Here is a 19,763-nt window from a genome sequence, read left to right as displayed (position 1 = left end):
ATACCAAAACTTGATATTTTCTGCTTTTTAGCTTTATAACGAAAAATAAACCGTCTAAGATTGTGCAACTTTCACATAAAGTTTTCAACATTTCGCTACTAATTGCCAATAACAAATTAACAATATGGGTTTATTATAGAAATATGTTTATTATTTGCTTATCATTTCGTTGCTTTTTTGTTCTTCCTCTATTTGAGCATACAACTTAGAATCAAGCTTTGTAAAATGATATTGCTTTAGCATATCGGGGCGCTTTATTAAAGTACGGCTCAATCTCTGTTTTTGCCGCCATTCATTAATGTTTTTATGATGTCCAGACAGCAACACTTCAGGTACTTTTCTATCTTTCCAAACCTCAGGACGAGTATATTGCGGATATTCCAACAAGCCATTAAAATGACTTTCTTCTTCATAGCATTCTTCGCCCGATAAAACGCCCTCGCAAAGTCTTGCAACAGAGTCGCAAAGCACCAGTGCAGGTAATTCTCCACCGGTTAATACATAATCTCCTATAGAGATTTCTTCATCTACGATTTCTTCGATAACACGTTCGTCAACACCTTCGTAATGACCGCAAATCAGCATTACGTTGTCCATTTTAGACAAAGCAATGCATTTTTGCTGTGTTAAAACATTTCCTTGCGGAGACATATAAATTACATATGGCTTTTTGCCAATCTTCTCGCAAACATCCTCATAACATTTATAAATTGGATCAGCCTGCATTACCATACCTTTTCCCCCACCATATGGGGTATCATCAACCCGTCGATGCTTATCGTTGGTATAATCTCGAATATTATGACAGCAAAATTCAACAAAACCATTTTTGCGTGCTCTACCGATAATACTTTCATTTAATACGCTTTCGCACATTTCAACAAACAAAGTTGCTATATCAATCCTCATCGTCAAACAAGCCTTTCAATGGTCGAATTTCCATCACGTTATTCTCAATATCAGTTGTGATAACAACACTAGGAATTGCAGGAATAAGCTTAATACTACCGTCTGCAAATTTAATATGATATACATCGTTCGCACCTGTTTGGCTTACTTCAACAAGTTCACCATATTCAATGCTCGGATCATCTTTATCAACTACTTTAAGCCCTATTAAATCTTGCACGAAATAAACTTCATCTTCTAATTCAATGTCATCTCGGTTCATAAACAACACCTTATTGCGGAGCTTTTGCGCTTGCTCTACGGTATCCATTCCCTTTAATTTCATCACGACTACGTTTTTTTGGACACGTGCATTTTCTATCTCCACTTCAGCTTTGCCTTGGTCAAAATATAATAAATCGAAATCTAATAAAAACTCCGCATAATCACACCATGGTTGAACTCGAACTTCGCCTTTAATTCCTTGTGTCGATACAATTTGTCCAATTTCCAGATATTGTTTTTTCATGCAAATGTTCATTCCCTTCTGCTTATGTGCTATTTGTGATAGTATTCAAAGTAGTTCATAACCAAATGATAATATCACAAAGCTGCACCCGTTAAAAATCTTGTTTTTAAGATTGGCTAACCGAAACTCATTTTTATATTTTTATGATAAAAGAATATTATACTAATTTTATTTAAAATAATCTACCACTATTTTAAATAAAATTAGTATAAAAACAGTATTCCCACATTCTAATGAAAACTATATTTATATAATTAAAATGGGAAGCAAAATGCTTCCCAAATAAATTCGCAAAATCAATAAATTAGTCGATTTCAACTGCGATTTTTTGATTGAGTCGAGTTGCAGAAGCACGCATTACAATGCGAAGTGCTTTCGCAATACGTCCTTGCTTACCGATAACTCTTCCCATATCGTCTGGACTAACATGAAGATGGTATACAACAAGACCTTCTTCATTTGCTTCATCTACTGTTACTTGAACAGCATCTTTGTCATTTACAAGCCCTTGTGCGATAACTTCCAATAATTCTTTCATGAAAAACCCTCCTTCGCTTAATAAAAAGCAATATTACAGGTTTGAATAACAAATACTAGATAGCACCATTGTCTTTTAGAAGCTTTTTCACTGTATCAGTTGGTTGTGCACCGTTTGCGATCCACTCTTTTGCTTTGTCAGCATCAACTTTTACGATAGATGGGTTTTTAGTAGGATCATAGTAACCAATCTCCTCAATAAATCTACCATCTCTTGGGTATCTTGAATCTGCAACTACAATACGATAAAAAGGAGCTTTTTTAGCGCCCATACGACGTAATCTAATTTTAACAGCCATTATTAACTACACCTCCAAATTTTATATTTATATATTTCACCTTGTAATAACAAAAGTCATGCGACGTGTTTCACAAGAGAAAAAGCAATTTAAAATGGCATATTCGGCATCATTCTACGTTTGCCCTTTTTGCCCATGCCTGAAAATTGTTTCATCATTTTTTGCATTTGCTCAAATTGTTTTAAAATACGGTTAACATCTTCAACCTTAGTCCCAGAACCCGCCGCAATACGACGTTTTCTATTTGGGTTAATGATAGACGGTTTTTTGCGTTCCTCTTTTGTCATAGAAGTAATAATTGCTTCCACACGTAATAGTTGTCTTTCATCAATATCCATGTCGTTAATTTTGTTACCAACACCCGGAATCATCGACATAACTGACTTCAAAGAGCCCATTTTCTTGATTTGATACATTTGCTCTAACAAGTCATCCATATCAAAGCTTTTGTCTTTCATCTTCTTGAGCATCTTATCTGCATTCTTTTGGTCAAATGAGGTTTGCGCTTTTTCAATTAAGGTAAGCACATCGCCCATACCAAGAATTCTTGACGCCATACGCTCAGGATGGAATGGTTCTAAATCATCCAACTTTTCACCAATACCGGAGAACTTCACAGGCTTTCCTGTTACAGCAAGCACAGAAAGTGCTGCACCGCCCCTAGTATCACCGTCAAGCTTGGTTAAAATAACGGAATCAATGCCTAAAGCTTCATTAAAAGAACCAGCAACATTGACTGCATCTTGACCTGTCATTGCGTCAACCACTAACATAATTTCGCTTGGATTTACTTCTGCTTTAATACGCTTCAGCTCGTCCATTAAAGCTTCATCTATATGCAAACGACCGGCGGTATCAATAATAACAATATCGTTACCATGGTCTTTGGCATGCTTAATACCTTCTTTTGCGATTGTAACAGGATCAATTTGTCCCATTTCAAACACAGGAACACCTGCTTGTGAACCTACTACTTTTAACTGATCAATCGCAGCCGGACGGTAAATATCCGCAGCAATCAGCATTGGTCTTCTACCTTGCTTTAAAAAATATTTTGCTAATTTACCTGCATGAGTTGTTTTACCTGCACCTTGCAAACCACACATCATAATGATACATGGCAGCTTTGATGGAATGTTAATTCTTTTGTTTTCAGAACCCATTAACGCACAAAGTTCATCATTTACAATCTTGATTACTTGCTGTGCAGGAGTTAAACTTTCTAATACTTCAACGCCAACGCAACGCTCACTTACTGTTTTCACAAAGTCACGAACAACTTTATAACTTACGTCTGCTTCTAACAATGCCATCTTTACTTCTCGCATTGCTTCTTTAATATCGCCTTCGTTTAGTTTACCCTTAGACTTTAGCTTTTTAAACGCAAGGGCAAGCTTATCGGATAAGCCTTCAAATGCCAAATAAAATCATTCCTTTCACCAAGTTGCGAATGCTCTTATACCAAACAAACTATGATGTTTTGTGTAGGTAATTCTCTATAATAGAGTTAATTTGGTTAATATTCTCTGTAATAATATTGGAGTAGTTATAGGTTTTGTTTTCCGCAGAAATACGATCGGCGACATATTTAATGCTTTGAATTATCTTTTGAGTTTCTATGTAATTTTCAAAGACCTTAAGCTTGTCTTCTAATTCAAACAAATAAACCTCGCCACGTTTAATACTATCCCGAACGCCTTGCCTTGTAATACCTTCGTGTTCTGCTATTTCACTTAAGGATAAGTCTTGATTATAGTATAAATCTATGACATCACGTTGCTTTTCAGTTAACATATCGCCGTAAAAATCGAGTAATACTGCTACATCTAGATTTTTACTCACAAGATCGTCTCCTTAAAATTTATTGTAAAGCATTTTTCTTTACAATGGACATTATACTGGATTAAATAAAAATTGTCAAGAAAAATAATTGCAAAAGCAAGTTTTTTTCTCGACAATTAATTTGTATTAATTTTATCATGTTTATTCATGATGAACAAACATGATGGTTCGTAATAGTCGCCTTTTCATTAGTCCGATTTTGGCGTTGAATTTTTTTGATTTTGTTTATTTGGTGTTATCAATTTATCTATACCTTTGTTGTTGACTGTACCATTTATATGTGCATCAACAAACTTTGCCCATAGCCAAAAAACAAACGATAGTAAAATAAAAATGCCAATCATGGCAAGTAGACTTAGAGAATGAAAAGCCATAATAATCGCCTCATTACATCATATTGAACTTATATGATAAAATTACCACAATTGTATCCATAAATAAAGATCTTGAATTAAAATGCTGATTATCTATTTATTATATGCAAATGATATTTAAAATGCATCTGCTTTCCAATTCATCCCGCCACATGCTACATATTTTAGCACTCTTTCTGGAGTTCTACGTTTGACTCGCTTACTACAAGCTTTACTTTTTTAGCAATCAAAAATTTGATTTTGATACCCTCTTTTGTATACATCTCTTCATGCTCTGTTATATAGTTCGGCTCAAACCCGCTCTCATGCAAATCATATGTTTTATAAATTATTTCAAAACCACATTCTTCAAAATAACCTAAAGAATGATTGAATAATCCATCATCATCTGTTTTAAACCATATCTCACCGTCATTTTGTAAGAACTCACGATAATTCATTAACTGACGTGGATGAGTAAGCCTTTTTTTATATTGGCTCGGTTTATGCCAAGGATTGCAAAAGTTAATATAGATACGTTCAAATATATCTCCATCTATAATATTCTTTATTCTTTCAATATTCTGCCATGTTATCATTACATTTTCAGTCGGTAGCTTTTTTTCTGCATACATTTTTTCAATATTCCGTTTGGTTAAGCCAAGCATATCACTGCTTAGGTCAATTGCTAAAAAGTTTTTATCTTGATTTTCTGAAGCAATTTGTGCTAAAAAATATCCTTTTCCACAGCCAAGCTCTAGCCACAGTGGTTGTTGCTTTTTATAAGCATACTTCCACTTTCCCTTATTATCTTGAGGTGCTTTTAAATAAAAAGGGCAAACTTCCAATTCCGGCCTAGCCCATTTTTTTGTTCTCATTCGCATATGATTTACGCTCCTAATTTGAATTCCATATATCTTTTTATTTGATTTTATCAACTGTTTTATTATAACAAAAAGAATACTAATTTGACAAGTAACGGAAATGAAAAGATATTTTTACTTTTGTTGACATTTGCTGCATACAAAGCTATAATATTTAGTATAAAATTCTTTTAATGATAGAGACAGGGGTGTTAAAATGAAAGCAGGAAATCAAACTCTGCTAAAGAAAAATAATCAACGTGCTATTACGAATTATATCATTGAAAACGGTCCAATCTCAAGGGCGGATTTATCGAAAGTATTAAAAATCAGTAAGCCTACTGTTTCTGCAAATATTGCCGAACTATTAGAAATGAATTTGTTACAAGAAATAGGATATGGCGAAATAGATATTGGTAAGAAACCTATGCTTATAGATTTTAATCGTAATTTTCAATATGTTTTAGCGTTCGACTTTATTAGCTTTTATACTAAAAATATTGTTTCAGTAGCCTTATGTAATCTTTATTGTGAAATCATTTTTAATGAAATGGTTCATTTAGGTGAAGATTTTTCAAAAGAAACGATGTATGAGCAATTTCCAAAAGAACTACAAAATATTCTAGCTAAATATAATATATCAACAGATCGGATTGGAATTTTTGTTTTAACAGCTCCTACTATTGCTTATGATGACAAGCATCTTCGTTTTGAATGTGGTAACGGCGACATCATAAATCTTGCTGAAATATTCTTAACAAACTTTCCAAATAAAATTGTTGTTAAAAACGATATTAACCTAGCAGCACTCGGAGAGAAATATTTTGGTGTAGGTAAAGAGGCCAATAATTTAATGTTCGTTTGGGCGGGAGTTGCTGTTGGAGGCGGAATTATTTTAAACAGCCAATTATATGAAGGTTCACATAATTATGGCGGTGAGCTAGCCAACACGACTTTATATGATGAAATGAAAGGCAAGTATGTTTTCTTAAAAGATTTTCTTTCTTATGAAGGTATTCATGAATACATAGAGTTTAACAAAGAGGACGCACAAAAATCAATGATCGCAGATAAATTATTTTCAAGAAAGCTTTCTTTGGATGCGTTGATTACTGCAGCCCAAACAGGCGATGAATTTTGTGTGAATTACGCTAAGTTCATTGCAAAAAAAGTAAGCTCAACAGTATGTAATATTGCATTTACACTTGATCTTGATATGATTATTATCGGGGGAGAATTCTCTCGATTCGGCCATATTTTTATTGATGAATTTGTAAAAATATTTGAGCGTATTGATTTTAACAAAACCGAAGTCAAAACACCGATGTACAGCAATTCAGCCATGTATGGTGCTTTCAAATGCGGTATTGATTACATTATCAATAATTTAATTTCTTAATATGAAACATAGCGTAAGGGTGCCGAACGGCACCCTTATTGTTTACCCATAAATAATTTGTGATATTTATGGTATTTGATTTGTTTTCTTAGCAAAGGAGGTTTTGCAAATGGAATCTATACCAGAAACGGAAAAAGAACAATTTCAGCATATGGTTAATCAGTACAAAGATACTGTTTACAAAATTGCTTTTACCTATTCCAAAAACAAAGCAGATGCAGACGACTTGTTTCAGGAAGTATTTTTACAATATTTAAAATCAAAGCCAGCCTTTGAAAATAAAGAACATGAAAAAGCTTGGTTTATACGAGTTACCATCAACAAATCAAAAAATCTATTATCATCTGCTTGGTTTAAAAAGTCCCAACCATTAGATGATGTTTTTGTCTTTGAAGCCAAAGAAGATAGTGAATTATTTTATGCTGTTTTAGCGTTACCCGAAAAATATCGCATTGCAATTCATCTTTACTACTACGAAGACTATTCCATTAAAGAGATTGCAAAACTAACAGGAACAAAGGAAACAACCATTCAAACAAGACTACAACGTGCAAGAAGCTTGTTAAAAGTGAAACTGGAAAGGAGCTATTCTGATGAACAAAGAACAGTATCACAAAGCGTTTAGAAATGTAATAGTATCGGATAAAGTAATAGAATCTCTGATAGAGAAATTAAATACTGATAAAATAAAACCAATCCGACGATTGAATAAAAGGATGTTTGTTTTGCTCATAGCTGCGATTCTAGTACTTTCTTGCGTTACAGTTGGAGCGACTGGTGTGTTCAATAGTGTGGATTGGTTTAAAAAGGGTTATAATGCAAATACCAAATATAAAGAGCAGTTAATTGAGCAAGCATCTAAAAATGTAATTGCTTCTACTACAAGTGGAAATTATATTATAAAAGTAGTTGGAATAATTGGTTATAAACATCGAGCAGAATTTTTAATTGAACTTTCTTTAAAAAGCGGTAATAAAATTAGCAATCGTGCAATGACATCCTTTGATTACGAAGTGGAAAACACACCCACTAGTTCTTGTGGTGGTCCTAATGAAGATCTCTCAAAAGAAAAATTTGCGAATATGAACTTAGAAGAGTATTTAATTTATTCAGACACTCCTCTTATTGGGCAAACTGTTATTCTAAAGGGCAAAGGAATAACAAAAGCATTAACTGAAAATCAAACATCTTTATCCAGTGAGCCTTGGAAACTAGAATTTACGCTAGACTATACAGATTTAACGCAAGTTTATACTCTTAATGAACCAGTGACTTTTAATGATACTGATTTAATTATACAAAGTCTAGAACTATCGCCATTTACCGCATATGTGAAATTTGATTTTGCAACAACTCCTACACAAGCTAAATTAGAATCACTAAATAAACCATGTTGGAGCATGGAGCAAAAAGAGAAGCCAACGATTCGGTATGATGGAGTGGATATTCCACTTAATATGTTAGGACGATATGATGAAACTGGCTTTGGAAATACGAATTATTTCATTGAAGCACAAGAAGTATTCCAATCGATAATTGACCCTGGTAAAGTAAAATATATAGAAATTGGAGATGAAAAGATACCTTTAAATTCATAAAGTAACTTGAAAAGGGTGCCATTCGGCACCCTATAAACATCCTATAAAAATTCTTCTATTTCTCTTGCTTTTCAAGTCATAAAAGGCTATAATTTCTATCATATCAATAAAAGAAATGGGGAATTTTTCATGTTTCAAGATGTGATAAACGGTAGCTACGGTACTCATGAAAGACATAAATTCGATTTCTTTCGAGCTAATTCCGATAAACCAACTCCGTTGATTGTATACATTCATGGTGGTGGATTTATTATGGGTGATAAATCCGATTATCCCAAAGAAGATAAAGAACAATGTCTAAATAATACTATTTCTTATGCCACTATCAATTATCCTTTCATTATGCATAAACCGCTTCATGAAATTTTATCCGATATTGCAAATGCTATTTCTTTTTTGAAAAAGAATGCACAAGAGTTCAACATTAGCCCAAATCAAATTGGATGTTATGGTTGTTCTGCAGGTGCAGGAGCGAGCTTATTTCTTGCCGGTATCAACAATCATTCACAAGATGAAACAGCCACATTTCATCTCCCGGCTGATGCAACTATTATGGCAGCCGGTCTTTACGATACCCAATCTACATATGACTTTTATAAATGGGCAAAACTATTAAATGTTTCACCTAATGATATCATTTTATTTCAAAATCAATTTGATTTTTGCCCAAATTATAGTTTAGATTTAGTATACCATTCCTCTATTCGAAGTGAAAATGATTTTTTTAACGAACAAGTTGTTCAATATCGTTCTTTCTTAGACCTTATTGACCACATTAGCTCAAATACGCCACCTATTTATATTAACTGCAGTGTGAACTCAGATAACACAAATGATTTATTACATGCACAAGTTTTTTCAAAACAAGTATATGATCGATGTTGTCAATGTGGTGTATCGGTAAAGCTTTACACGCCTGAATGTAATGAAAATAAAGAAAGCTTTGTTGATTTCTTTATTTCGCTAATAAAAAAATGATTTTAAATACCTACCAAAAAGCTACTACAAAACTTTACTTTGTAGTAGCTTTCAGTCTGAAGAAAAAGCCCGATTTTGGCGTAACCAAAGTCGGGCTTTTGAATATATGGTTGAAAATTTGAAAAAAGTGGAAAGGATACAAAAAGGAGAGTTCACCCTCCACTTATGTATTGCCAGCTTTTTAAGGTTCATGCACGCAAATTTAAGCCTAACCCAGTTTGTTACTTGGGCAAGACCTCGATAAGGTGTATAACGCATTGCGTATTTTTCTTTCGCATCAGCAAAAACTCGCTCAATCGTTTCTTTTCGCTGTGCATAAAGATCTTTGTATTTTATTGCATAACGAATATCTGAAACTTGCTCTAAGTACTCATGCCAAACATGAACTGTGTATTGTTTCTGGAATTCTTTACTTTCAGTGCATTTGTAACGAAACCCACAGATTTTACAGTCGTTTGGATTGCTTTTAAATTCTTTGTATCCTTCTCTATTCGTGGTGGAATAGTGTAAAACTTTATTGTTTGGACATACTACACAGTCAAAATATTCATCATATGAAAAATCATATTTCTTAAAAAAGCCTTGTTTTGTCATTGGTCTACGATATGGTACTAATAAATCTTTTCCATCATCTATAAGTCTTTTTGCAATATAGGGAGTATTGTAGGCACTATCTGCCACTATTGTTTGGATTTCGGGGTGGTTTTCTTTTAATTTATCATACAAATCATCGCAAGGCATTTCTTATGCTCTCCTTTATGAAATACACCGCTTTCAGGGTCAGTGGTTGATTCATTGATGATTTTTTCTTCTATTTTAGGTGGCTTTGTATCGTCAAATGGCTTTTTTTTATGTTCTTCTCTATCTTTATTGATTTCGTCCATTAGTTGTTTCTCATAATGTTTTGCTGCTACGGGGATTGATTTCTTTACAACCTTTTTTATATTTGCATTTGCTTTTATATGGGTTCCATCTACAAATACCACCTCTGGGTCAAGATATCCCATATCATTGATTTCATTCAATATCCAGTTGAAAATGCATGCAATAGTATTCTCGTTAAATCTATGTTTAAAGGCATAACTTATTGTTGTAAAGTGAGGTATTTGTTCTGTCATTAAATATCCTAAAAACCAACGATATGCACAGTTCATTTGTACTTCTTCTACCAATTTGCGCAACGAACTTATTCCATACAAATGTTGTATTAAGACCATTTTGATTAGTACTACTGGGTCTATGCTTGGTCTTCCATTATCTTTACAATACAAATCCTCTACGAAATCATATATATGACAGAAATCCACTGCACTATCTATTTTTCTAAGCAAATGTTCTGCTGGAATAAATTCTTCTAAGCACAAAAACTCTACTTGTGTTCGGTCTTTTTTAGCTTTAACTAACATTTAATCACCCTATTTAATTATACCATTTTTCGCGTCAAAAGTCCCCTAAATCATCGAATTTAGGAGACTTTTTCTACAAGCTGAAAGCTACTACAAAACTTTACTTTGTAGTAGCTTTCTTATGTTATTCAAATATAGTTTCAATTACTTTCGGGCTTGAGTCCGGCGAATATTGGAATCGTTCAATATGTCCACTCGTAATATAATACTCAAATTCTTCATTTTGATATGGAGCATCAAACGCATCAACAATAATTAACTTAATTTTCATTCGTTCCGGAATTAAGCTTTTTATGTATACGCTGGCGTGCTGACCTACCTGCACACCATCTTTCAATTCTGCAAGGCCTGCAAGATTAGGTGCTAACTCCACAAAAACGCCATAGCTTTCTACAGATCGAATAATACCTGCAACCGTTTCCCCATTACTGAATCGGCTCGCATTTTCTTCCCAAGAACCAAGTAATTCTTTATGTGATAAACAGATCTTTCCGTCTTCCGCAATAGATTTTACAACAACGTTAATATTTTGGCCAATTGTAAACCGATCCTTTGGATGGGAGATACGAGAAACTGAAATAGCGTCAATAGGTAAAAGTGAAATAATACCGCAACCAATATCAACAAAGCAGCCAAAAGGCTCTAGATGTGTGATTTTTCCCTTGATTACATCTCCTGGTGTCAGCTTACCAATATACTCATCTTGACATTCCAATTGTACTAATTTTCTTGAAAGAATAGCATATGGTTTGAACTTAACATCCGATTTGATTGAGGTTATTTTAAAACACACGGGTTTATTAACTCTTGAAATAATTGCAATATCACGTGTTACTCCTTCACTAATACCTATTGCGCACTCTTCTCTTGGAATAATTCCCTTCATAAATCCTAAATCCACAATTAAATTATGTTCACTATCGCATACAATTGCCCTTGCCTCCAAAATTTTGCCTGTTGCTAATGCATCGTTTACTTGCTGCATATTTTTAAAGCAACATTGTTGTCCTATGGTAGTTTGATATCCTTCAGGTAAATATTTTTCCATTTTATAACCTCCTCTTTTTTATACTAAACCAATGTTATCAGTTTAGTTTAAGCTATTGAAAGCTCGTCAATAGCTTTGTCTATATCATCATATGAGGAGCAAAAAAATATTATGCCATCGCCATCAAAAAAATTATGAAAATTCCTTTATGCTATGACCACCGTAGGTTCTTAAATTAGATTTAATGTTTTGTACGTTTTCATTGCTTGTTTTTATCTCCACACGAATACCTCTTGGTGCATGGCTTTCATGTTCTTTTTCACCAATTGCATTATAGTTAATAGGTAAAATTGAGGAATTATCAAATAATACACCATTCACTAAAGTTGGCGGGGTAAAAAAATCGGAAAATACTTCATCTTCATGAAAAGACTCTGAACTTTTATAAGCTATTTTAACATCCATAATTCCTTTAATGCGATTCATAACATTTCTTGCAGCTATTGTTGCCATATCGATTGAATCAAACTGTGCTATAATTGTTTTATTCATCTTGTTTCCTCCTTTGGTTTTGACGAATCAATATATCCACATAATTAGTTTCTCCATTTAAAATTAGTTTAGTACGTGTAAGAATTAGCGAAATAACCATATCATCTTTATATAAACTAAGAATTATTGGATTAAGTTTCATTAAAAAACATTGCAAATACTTATTATTTAGTGGTATAATAAATGAAATATGATAATTTGCATGGAGGTTTTGTAATAGTGGATATCCAATTAAATGACCAGCTTATTATGAAAAAAAATCATCCCTGCGGTGAAAATAAATTTAGAGTCCTTCGTATTGGAATGGATTTTAAATTACGTTGCGAAAAATGTAATCATGAATTTATGGTACCACGAAATAAAATTGAAAAAAATATCAAACGTGTGGTACGTGAAGAGACATAGCAACGCTTATTATTTTTAAAATTTAAATTTATTCTAATTTTGAACGGAGATATTTTACATGTTTGACAAACTTGAATTAACCCAAAAACGTTTTGATGAAATCAACGAAAAACTAATGGACCCTAATATTATTAACGACAATCAACAATATAAGCAACTAATGAAAGAATATAAAAACCTAACTCCTGTTGTTGAGAAGTTTATAACCTATAAAGAGCAAAAAGCTTCTTTTGAAGAAGCAAAAGAGATGTTACAAGATGGCGGTTTAGATAAGGATTTTAAAGAAATCGTTCAAGAACAATATGACGAAAGCAAAGAGCAAATGGGTATCTTAGCAGAAGAATTAAAAATCCTTCTGCTTCCGAAAGACCCAAATGACGATAAAAACGTTATCGTTGAAATTCGTGGTGGTGCCGGTGGCGATGAGGCTGCATTATTTGCAAATTCACTATTTAGAATGTATTCTATGTATGCTGAAGCAAAAGGTTGGAAAGTTGAAGTGATCGACATCAACGAAACCGAATTAGGCGGCATAAAAGAAGTAAGCTTCTCTATTAATGCTGAAGGAGCATACTCTCGATTAAAATTCGAAAGCGGCGTTCATCGTGTACAACGTGTTCCCGAAACTGAATCTCAAGGCCGTGTTCATACTTCAACTGTAACGGTTGCAGTTTTACCGGAAGCAGAAGAAGTTGATATTGAAATCAATCCGGCAGATATTCAAATGGAGGCATTCCGTTCTGGCGGCGCAGGCGGACAAAACGTAAATAAAGTGTCTTCTGCAGTTCGTCTTACCCACATTCCTTCCGGCGTTGTTGTTTCTTGCCAAACAGAGCGAAGCCAATTGCAAAACCGTGAAAACTGTATGAAAATGCTGCGTTCTAAGTTGCTTGAAGAAAAAATCCAACAACAAAATTCAAAAATTTCTGCTGAAAGAAAGTCTCAAGTTGGTACTGGTGACCGTTCTGAACGTATTAGAACTTACAACTATCCACAAGGTCGATTAACTGACCACCGTATCAACTACACCTCATATCGCTTAGAGGATAACCTAAACGGAAATATTGATGACCTCATCGATGCTTTAATCACTGCTGATCAAGCTTTAAAACTTGCTGCAAGCGAAGATTAATTTATACAAATACGAAAAAGAATGGGGCAAAGAAATTTGCCCCATCCATATTACAGACTATCAAGACTAAGAAGGTGACAATTTGGACACAAAAGTGTTAATTCCAACGGAAGAAAACATTGCATATGCAGCTGAATTGCTAAACAAAGGCGAAGTAGTTGGTATGCCAACCGAAACAGTATATGGACTTGCTGCAAATGCGTATGATGAAAATGCCGTTGAAAAAATATTTAAAGCAAAAGGACGACCACAAGATAATCCCCTAATTGTCCATATCAATTCAATGGATATGCTCAATGATTTGGTCGAAAATATTCCGCAAATAGCATATAAATTAGCAAGCAAATTTTGGCCCGGCCCACTCACTATGATATTTCATAAAAGCGATAAAATTCCACTTGCAGTTACTGCGGGCTTAAGCACAATTGCTATTCGATACCCATCCAATAAAGTGGCTTGTATGCTAATTGAAGAATCAGGACTACCACTTGCTGCCCCATCCGCTAACTTATCTGGACGCCCAAGTCCGACGACTGCTAACCATGTATTCAATGACTTAAATACCAAAATACCTGCTATTTTAGATGGTGGGCCTTGTGAATTTGGATTAGAATCGACTGTTGTTTTACTGGCAGAAGACAAGGTTATCTTACTTCGCCCAGGTGCAATTACGCTTGAAATGTTAAAAGAAGTTGTTCCTAATGTAGAAGTAAACAAAGGCGTTTTGCATCAAGTTGCAGATGACGAAGAAGTAGCTTCTCCTGGAATGAAGCATACACATTATTCCCCCAGAGCAAACGTTTGTATTATCGACAGCAACTTTGAACAGTTTAAAAAATATATCGAAGCTCATAAAGATGAAAACTTAGGTGCAATGGTATTTGACGGTGAAGAATTGGAATTAGATGTTCCTTGCGTTACATTTGGCGATGAAGATGATAGTATTATTCAAGCAAAACTACTGTTCAACAGCCTACGTGCAATTGATAATTTGGGCGTTGACCGTATTTATGCTAGAATGCCTGATGTTAATGGTATTGGACTTGCAATCTATAATCGTTTAATTCGTGCTGCCGGATTTGAGGTTATTCAACTATGAGACAACATAATGCTTTCATCGTAGGCTTAACCGGACAAAGCGGTGCCGGAAAAACTACAGTATGTGACTATTTTACCTCGATTGGATTTGGCGTTATCAATTGCGATTTACTTTCAAGAGAAGTGGTTTCAGATGGTTCCAATTGCTTAAATGACTTGGTTTCTATATTTTCCGAAAGCATTTTAAACGAAGATCAAACCTTAAATAGAAAAGAGCTGGCACGCATTGTTTTTAAGGATGAGGGTATGCTACAAATATTAAATGAAACCATATTCCCCTACATCTTAGCAAAGCTGAATCAAAAGATTTTAGAACTGGCAAATCAAAACTATAAAATTATTATTATCGATGCACCTACACTATTTGAAAGTGGTGCAAATTCGCTTTGCGATACTATTATATCGATTTTAGCAAAACAAGAAATTCGGATTGCCCGCATCATGAGCCGTGATAGTCTTACAAAAGAAAATGCGCTATTACGAATTAACTCGCAACATAGCGACGAATATTTTATTCAACACTCCGACTATATTGTTTATAATAATGGAAACACGGTAGATTTGATTACAAAATTAAACACCATAGCAAATCAAATAAAGGAGCGTTGCAATGGTAATTAAACTCAAATGGAAACCTATTATTATTGTACTTATTCTAATTACACTTGTAATCTTAGGATGGGTTGGTATTCAATACAGCCAAAGACATTTTTTAAAACTAGTCTATAAAACAGATTATAGTGACATTGTAACCACCTATGCGAAGCAATATGATTTGGATCCCTATCTCATTTACGCTGTTATCAAAACGGAAAGTGATTTCAAAAAAGATGCGGTTTCCAACGTTGGTGCAAGAGGTCTCATGCAAGTAATGAATGATACGTATCAATGGGTAAATACTAAGCTGAAAGATAAAGAAACATCATATGATGATATGTTTGAACCAGACAAAAACATAAAATATGGTGCGTTCTTGCTTGATTACCTTGTTGATGAATTCAAAGATTACGAAGCAGCCATTGCAGCATATCACGCTGGACGAGGTGCGGTAAATAATTGGTTAAAGGATTCGAAATATTCAAGCAACGGTAAAACGTTAGATAAAATTCCTATCAGCGATACCGACCATTATGTGCATAAGGTTATGAAAAGTTATTATAAATATAAATCAATCTATGAAAATAAAGGAGAATAAGTTATGGAAAACGAAAAAAGCATTGGTCAAAAACTTCAAGACGAGCTTTTGATTAACAGAAAAAACGGTGGCATTATTTTTAGTGATGAAGAGCTAAAAAAAGTTGATGCTTATTGTGAAGGCTACAAAAAATTCCTTGACGATGGAAAAACAGAGCGTGAAGTTGTTATCAACGCTTTAGAAGCTGCAAAAAAACATGGCTTCGTTGAATTTGAATTGAACAAAAAATATGCTGCCGGTGACAAAGTTTATTACAATAACCGTGGCAAAGCTTTAATTCTTGCTATCTATGGAACAGAGCCAATTGAAAAAGGTGTAAACATTATGGCTTCTCATATTGATTCTCCTAGAATTGACTTAAAATGCAGACCACTATACGAAGAAGCTGAAATTGCTTACTTTAAAACCCATTACTACGGCGGTATTAAAAAATATCAATGGACAGCAATGCCTTTATCATTACATGGTGTTGTAATTAAAGCCGATGGTACACCAGTTACCATTTGCATAGGTGAAGACGAAACAGATCCTGTTTTCTGTATTACTGATTTACTTCCTCACTTAGCACAAGATCAAATGAAACGCACTGTTGCAGAAGCTATTAAAGGTGAAGAGCTAAACGTTGTTGTTGGTTCAAGACCATTTAAAGATGATGCTGCAAGTGAAAAAGTAAAACTAAACATCATGAAAGCTATTTTTGAAAAATACGATATCGTTGAAAGCGATTTCTTATCTGCTGAATTAGAATTAGTTCCAGCTTTCAAAGCAAAAGATATCGGTTTTGACCGCAGCTTAGTTGGTGCTTATGGTCAAGATGACCGTGTTTGTGCTTACACATCTTTCACAGCTACTTTAGAAGCAAAAGACGTGAAACGTACTCTTGTTACAATTCTAGCTGACAAAGAAGAAGTTGGTAGTGACGGTAACACAGGTCTAAACTCTTCTTACTTAAAATACTTTATTGCTGATTTAGCAAAGCCATTCGGCATTGAAGGCAGAACTGTTTTATCCCATTCAAAATGTCTATCTGCTGATGTTAACGCTGCATTTGACCCAACATTCCCAGAAGTTACTGAAAAGAAAAACGTAGCTTATGTAAACTATGGTGTTGTTGTAACAAAATACACTGGTGCTAGAGGTAAATCTGGTACTTCTGATGCTTCTGCTGAATTTGTTGGCGAAGTGAACAGAATGCTTACAAAAGAAGGCGTTCTATGGCAACATGGTGAATTAGGTAAAGTTGACCAAGGCGGTGGCGGAACTGTTGCGGCTTACGTTGCAAACTTAAACGTTGATGTTATTGATATCGGTGTTCCTGTATTATCTATGCATGCTCCATTCGAAATGACATCTAAAATCGACGTTTACTCCACTTATAAAGCATTCACTGCTTTCGCAAAACACGTTTAATATCAATTAGATAAAGCCGCCCTTGAAACGATTGTTTCAAGGGCGGCTTTATCTAATTGATATAATAATATTTTTGTGATTTTATTAATAAGAATAATAAATCTGATTCACTTCCCAGTGTAACGAGTTTTTCCTTTGCAATCTTGTTCATTTCGGATAATATGCTCATAATAATTTCTTTGCCCAACAACTACTCACGATTATATGTACATATAGTAATGTAATACACAATTATTCAAATAATCATATCCCTCTAATCTTAATTTGCTTTCGCTTTGGCAAATCCATATTTTCACCACCAATGGTTTCTTGTGTAGAGTAGTCATTTTAAACGCTTCTTTTCATAATTTGCCCACACTTGGGGAAACTTTGTTTGTACAAATTTAGCATAAGAACAGTTAGGAGTCTCTATCATATTCTTTTCAGTTATATATGCCAGCAGTCCTTGAAACCAATTCTCTAACTCTTGTTTTGATTTATTCTCATATCGGCATAACTGAAATATTCCCTTTTCTTCTTGCTTCATTAACCAATTATAGCAGTCTTCAATTACTAAGCAATCGATGGGTTTCATTTGGGTAGTGCCTAATCTCGCTGTTGGAATATTCTTAAAAGGCATTACCTTATCTTCATCGACATCAACAGTATAAATATATCCTTTTCTTCCTTGTGATACTTCTTTTAAAGCATTGGGATATAATTCGTGATATTGGATATTCCCATCTTTATCAAATCCATAGGGAAACCAATAGTATGGGCGTTCAACTGCATTAACGGTATAAAAGGCTGAAATAATTTGTTTCGTAGTTAAATAAATATAAAGTCTATCATGATCCGCAAGTTTTGGTTCTAATGTTTTAATGTTTGCTATGTTACTTCCGTGATATAAAATCATTTCAAAACCTCACAATACGATTAAATTACTTTCTTTTATTCTAACATGATTTTACATTATTTTCAATCCTTATAATTCTATTTGCCAAACTCTCACCTTCTTGTTATAATAAAAACAAATATAGATAAAGGGGATACAACTATGATTTATCGTAAATTTGGGAACACCGGTGAGAACATTTCGGCATTAGGCTTTGGATGTATGCGTTTACCTGAAATCGAAGAGAATGGCGTTTGGACTGTTGATTATGACAAATCTACTGAAATGCTTCGTCATGCATATGATCTTGGCGTAAATTACTTTGATACAGCATACTACTACTGCCATGAAAATTCCGAGATTGCAGTTGGCAAAGCATTAAAGCCAATTCGTGATAAGGTGCTAATTTCTACAAAATGTCCACTTGAAAATGTTAAAGTAAAAGAAGACTATCGAAAAATGCTTGAAAAAAGCCTTGCCAAGCTTGATACAGATTATATTGATTTTTACCATTTTTGGGCAATCAATCGAAAAGTTTTTGATGAAAAAATTATGGGATTGGGACTAATTGAGGAAGCTTTGAAATTAAAAGCAGAGGGTAAAATTCGTCATATTTCTTTCTCTTTCCATGATGATCCTATCCATATCAAACATATTATAGATACTGCTCCTGAATTGGAGACCATGCTGGTTCAATATAATTTAATAGACCGTTCCAATGAAGAAATGATTGCGTATGCTGCAAGCAAAGGTTTAGGTGTTCTTGCAATGGGACCTGTTGGTGGCGGACGTCTAGCTGCTCCAACTGAATTGTATAAAAAGCTAACCGGTAAAGAATCGATTGCAACTTATGAATTGGCATTTCGTTTTGTACTTGGAAACCCTAACATATCTTGTGCATTATCTGGTATGGAAAACATAGAAATGGTCGATAAAAATGTTGCCGTTGCTTCTTTAGAAGAGCCAATGAGCGAAAAAAAATGGTCCGAGCTTACTACAGCAATCGAAAACGTCAAGAAGTTTTCAGAACTGTATTGTACCGGTTGCGGCTATTGCCAACCTTGCCCTAAAGGAATTGAAATTCCAAAACTGTTTGGTGCATATACTTATCACAATGTGTATGGACTCAATGAGCTCGCAAAAAAAGAATTTACTGCATACTGCGAAGGCACTGACGATAAAAAAGGGGCTTTATCCAGTGAATGTATAAATTGTGGCTACTGTGAAAGAAAATGTCCACAAAAACTTAAAATTAGAGATTTACTTAAAAAAGTGGAATCTGCTTTATCTCAATTATAAGAAAAAAATCGGTAAGGAATCTTCCTTGCCGATTTTTCATGTTGTGACAATACTAATTTCATTTTTATTCTACAATATTGTATATTTATCTATCAATATCACTAATTGTATATCTTTT

The 19,763-nt window shown here is 34.1% G+C and carries 22 protein-coding genes and 1 pseudogene; 11 read left to right on the top strand and 12 right to left on the bottom strand.

Going from position 1 to position 19,763, the window contains the following annotated elements:
- Positions 1 to 150: 150 nt before the first annotated feature.
- The 8 genes from trmD to trmB form a co-directional block, all read right to left on the bottom strand.
- Positions 151 to 909: a tRNA (guanosine(37)-N1)-methyltransferase TrmD gene (gene trmD / locus RBG61_RS09835; RefSeq protein WP_307943079.1), complete on the bottom strand. Its 759-nt coding sequence runs from the start codon at positions 907 to 909 to the stop codon at positions 151 to 153.
- Positions 899 to 1,417 carry a ribosome maturation factor RimM gene (rimM, locus tag RBG61_RS09830; protein WP_307943077.1) on the bottom strand — a complete coding sequence of 173 codons (519 nt, stop codon included), beginning with the start codon at positions 1,415 to 1,417 and terminating at the stop codon, positions 899 to 901. The genes trmD and rimM overlap by 11 nt, the downstream gene beginning before the upstream one ends.
- Before the next feature lie 304 nt (positions 1,418 to 1,721).
- On the bottom strand, positions 1,722 to 1,955 hold the full coding sequence (locus tag RBG61_RS09825) for a KH domain-containing protein (protein WP_307943076.1): 234 nt from the start codon (positions 1,953 to 1,955) through the stop codon (positions 1,722 to 1,724).
- Positions 1,956 to 2,010: 55 nt separating this feature from the next.
- The gene (gene rpsP / locus RBG61_RS09820) at positions 2,011 to 2,253 is read right to left on the bottom strand and encodes a 30S ribosomal protein S16 (protein ID WP_307943075.1); all 243 of its coding nucleotides are present in this window, start codon (positions 2,251 to 2,253) and stop codon (positions 2,011 to 2,013) included.
- Between the two features lie 89 nt (positions 2,254 to 2,342).
- Positions 2,343 to 3,674: a signal recognition particle protein gene (ffh, locus tag RBG61_RS09815; protein WP_307943074.1), complete on the bottom strand. Its 1,332-nt coding sequence runs from the start codon at positions 3,672 to 3,674 to the stop codon at positions 2,343 to 2,345.
- A gap of 49 nt (positions 3,675 to 3,723) precedes the next feature.
- Complete coding sequence (locus RBG61_RS09810; RefSeq protein ID WP_373889743.1) at positions 3,724 to 4,047, bottom strand: sigma factor-like helix-turn-helix DNA-binding protein; 324 nt, start codon at positions 4,045 to 4,047, stop codon at positions 3,724 to 3,726.
- A gap of 236 nt (positions 4,048 to 4,283) precedes the next feature.
- Entirely contained in the window at positions 4,284 to 4,469 is a 186-nt protein-coding gene (locus RBG61_RS09805) for a hypothetical protein (protein WP_307943072.1), read from the bottom strand.
- 164 nt (positions 4,470 to 4,633) lie between these two features.
- A complete protein-coding gene (gene trmB / locus RBG61_RS09800; RefSeq protein ID WP_307943071.1) occupies positions 4,634 to 5,332 on the bottom strand; it encodes a tRNA (guanosine(46)-N7)-methyltransferase TrmB in 699 nt (232 codons plus the stop codon).
- Between the two features lie 196 nt (positions 5,333 to 5,528).
- On the opposite strand from trmB, the gene RBG61_RS09795 reads away from it, so the two are divergent.
- The 4 genes from RBG61_RS09795 to RBG61_RS09780 all read left to right on the top strand — a co-directional run bounded on the left by RBG61_RS09795 (position 5,529) and on the right by RBG61_RS09780 (position 9,286).
- Positions 5,529 to 6,710, top strand: coding sequence for an ROK family transcriptional regulator (locus tag RBG61_RS09795; protein WP_307943070.1), 1,182 nt, complete (start codon positions 5,529 to 5,531; stop codon positions 6,708 to 6,710).
- A gap of 109 nt (positions 6,711 to 6,819) precedes the next feature.
- Positions 6,820 to 7,335: a sigma-70 family RNA polymerase sigma factor gene (locus RBG61_RS09790; RefSeq protein ID WP_307943069.1), complete on the top strand. Its 516-nt coding sequence runs from the start codon at positions 6,820 to 6,822 to the stop codon at positions 7,333 to 7,335.
- Positions 7,304 to 8,308, top strand: a complete 1,005-nt coding sequence (locus RBG61_RS09785; RefSeq protein ID WP_307943068.1) for a hypothetical protein — start codon at positions 7,304 to 7,306, stop codon at positions 8,306 to 8,308. Before RBG61_RS09790 ends, RBG61_RS09785 begins: the two co-directional genes overlap by 32 nt.
- A gap of 129 nt (positions 8,309 to 8,437) precedes the next feature.
- Positions 8,438 to 9,286 carry an alpha/beta hydrolase gene (locus tag RBG61_RS09780; protein WP_307943066.1) on the top strand — a complete coding sequence of 283 codons (849 nt, stop codon included), beginning with the start codon at positions 8,438 to 8,440 and terminating at the stop codon, positions 9,284 to 9,286.
- A gap of 51 nt (positions 9,287 to 9,337) precedes the next feature.
- Here RBG61_RS09780 and RBG61_RS14055 read toward each other — a convergent pair.
- The 3 genes and pseudogenes from RBG61_RS14055 to RBG61_RS09760 all read right to left on the bottom strand — a co-directional run bounded on the left by RBG61_RS14055 (position 9,338) and on the right by RBG61_RS09760 (position 12,232).
- A pseudogene (locus RBG61_RS14055) lies at positions 9,338 to 10,692 on the bottom strand (transposase).
- Positions 10,693 to 10,816: 124 nt separating this feature from the next.
- Positions 10,817 to 11,740 (bottom strand): S1 RNA-binding domain-containing protein, encoded by a 924-nt coding sequence (locus RBG61_RS09765; RefSeq protein ID WP_307943062.1) that lies wholly within the window; start codon positions 11,738 to 11,740, stop codon positions 10,817 to 10,819.
- A gap of 132 nt (positions 11,741 to 11,872) precedes the next feature.
- Positions 11,873 to 12,232, bottom strand: coding sequence for a hypothetical protein (locus RBG61_RS09760; RefSeq protein WP_307943060.1), 360 nt, complete (start codon positions 12,230 to 12,232; stop codon positions 11,873 to 11,875).
- Between the two features lie 183 nt (positions 12,233 to 12,415).
- Between RBG61_RS09760 and RBG61_RS09755 the strand changes: the two genes are divergently transcribed.
- The 6 genes from RBG61_RS09755 (at position 12,416) to RBG61_RS09730 (ending at position 17,472) form a co-directional block, all read left to right on the top strand.
- On the top strand, positions 12,416 to 12,637 hold the full coding sequence (locus RBG61_RS09755; protein WP_373889706.1) for a DUF951 domain-containing protein: 222 nt from the start codon (positions 12,416 to 12,418) through the stop codon (positions 12,635 to 12,637).
- Positions 12,638 to 12,695: 58 nt separating this feature from the next.
- Complete coding sequence (gene prfA / locus RBG61_RS09750; protein WP_307943058.1) at positions 12,696 to 13,769, top strand: peptide chain release factor 1; 1,074 nt, start codon at positions 12,696 to 12,698, stop codon at positions 13,767 to 13,769.
- A gap of 82 nt (positions 13,770 to 13,851) precedes the next feature.
- The gene (locus RBG61_RS09745) at positions 13,852 to 14,868 is read left to right on the top strand and encodes an L-threonylcarbamoyladenylate synthase (protein WP_307943057.1); all 1,017 of its coding nucleotides are present in this window, start codon (positions 13,852 to 13,854) and stop codon (positions 14,866 to 14,868) included.
- Entirely contained in the window at positions 14,865 to 15,488 is a 624-nt protein-coding gene (coaE, locus tag RBG61_RS09740; protein WP_307943056.1) for a dephospho-CoA kinase, read from the top strand. Before RBG61_RS09745 ends, coaE begins: the two co-directional genes overlap by 4 nt.
- Positions 15,478 to 16,062 carry a lytic transglycosylase domain-containing protein gene (locus RBG61_RS09735; protein WP_307943055.1) on the top strand — a complete coding sequence of 195 codons (585 nt, stop codon included), beginning with the start codon at positions 15,478 to 15,480 and terminating at the stop codon, positions 16,060 to 16,062. Before coaE ends, RBG61_RS09735 begins: the two co-directional genes overlap by 11 nt.
- 3 nt (positions 16,063 to 16,065) lie before the next feature.
- Positions 16,066 to 17,472 (top strand): aminopeptidase, encoded by a 1,407-nt coding sequence (locus RBG61_RS09730; protein WP_307943053.1) that lies wholly within the window; start codon positions 16,066 to 16,068, stop codon positions 17,470 to 17,472.
- Positions 17,473 to 17,794: 322 nt separating this feature from the next.
- On the opposite strand, the gene RBG61_RS09725 is transcribed toward RBG61_RS09730, so the two are convergent.
- The gene (locus tag RBG61_RS09725) at positions 17,795 to 18,367 is read right to left on the bottom strand and encodes a hypothetical protein (protein ID WP_307943051.1); all 573 of its coding nucleotides are present in this window, start codon (positions 18,365 to 18,367) and stop codon (positions 17,795 to 17,797) included.
- A 141-nt stretch (positions 18,368 to 18,508) separates the two neighbouring features.
- Here RBG61_RS09725 and RBG61_RS09720 point away from each other — a divergent pair, with 141 nt between their 5' ends.
- On the top strand, positions 18,509 to 19,645 hold the full coding sequence (locus RBG61_RS09720) for an aldo/keto reductase (protein ID WP_307943049.1): 1,137 nt from the start codon (positions 18,509 to 18,511) through the stop codon (positions 19,643 to 19,645).
- Positions 19,646 to 19,763: the final 118 nt, after the last annotated feature.

It is taken from the genome of Paludicola sp. MB14-C6 (assembly GCF_030908625.1).
Taxonomy (GTDB): domain Bacteria; phylum Bacillota; class Clostridia; order Oscillospirales; family Ruminococcaceae; genus Paludihabitans.
The sequence above is the reverse complement of the archived record's forward strand: the minus strand, read 5'-3'. Positions and strand labels throughout refer to the sequence as shown.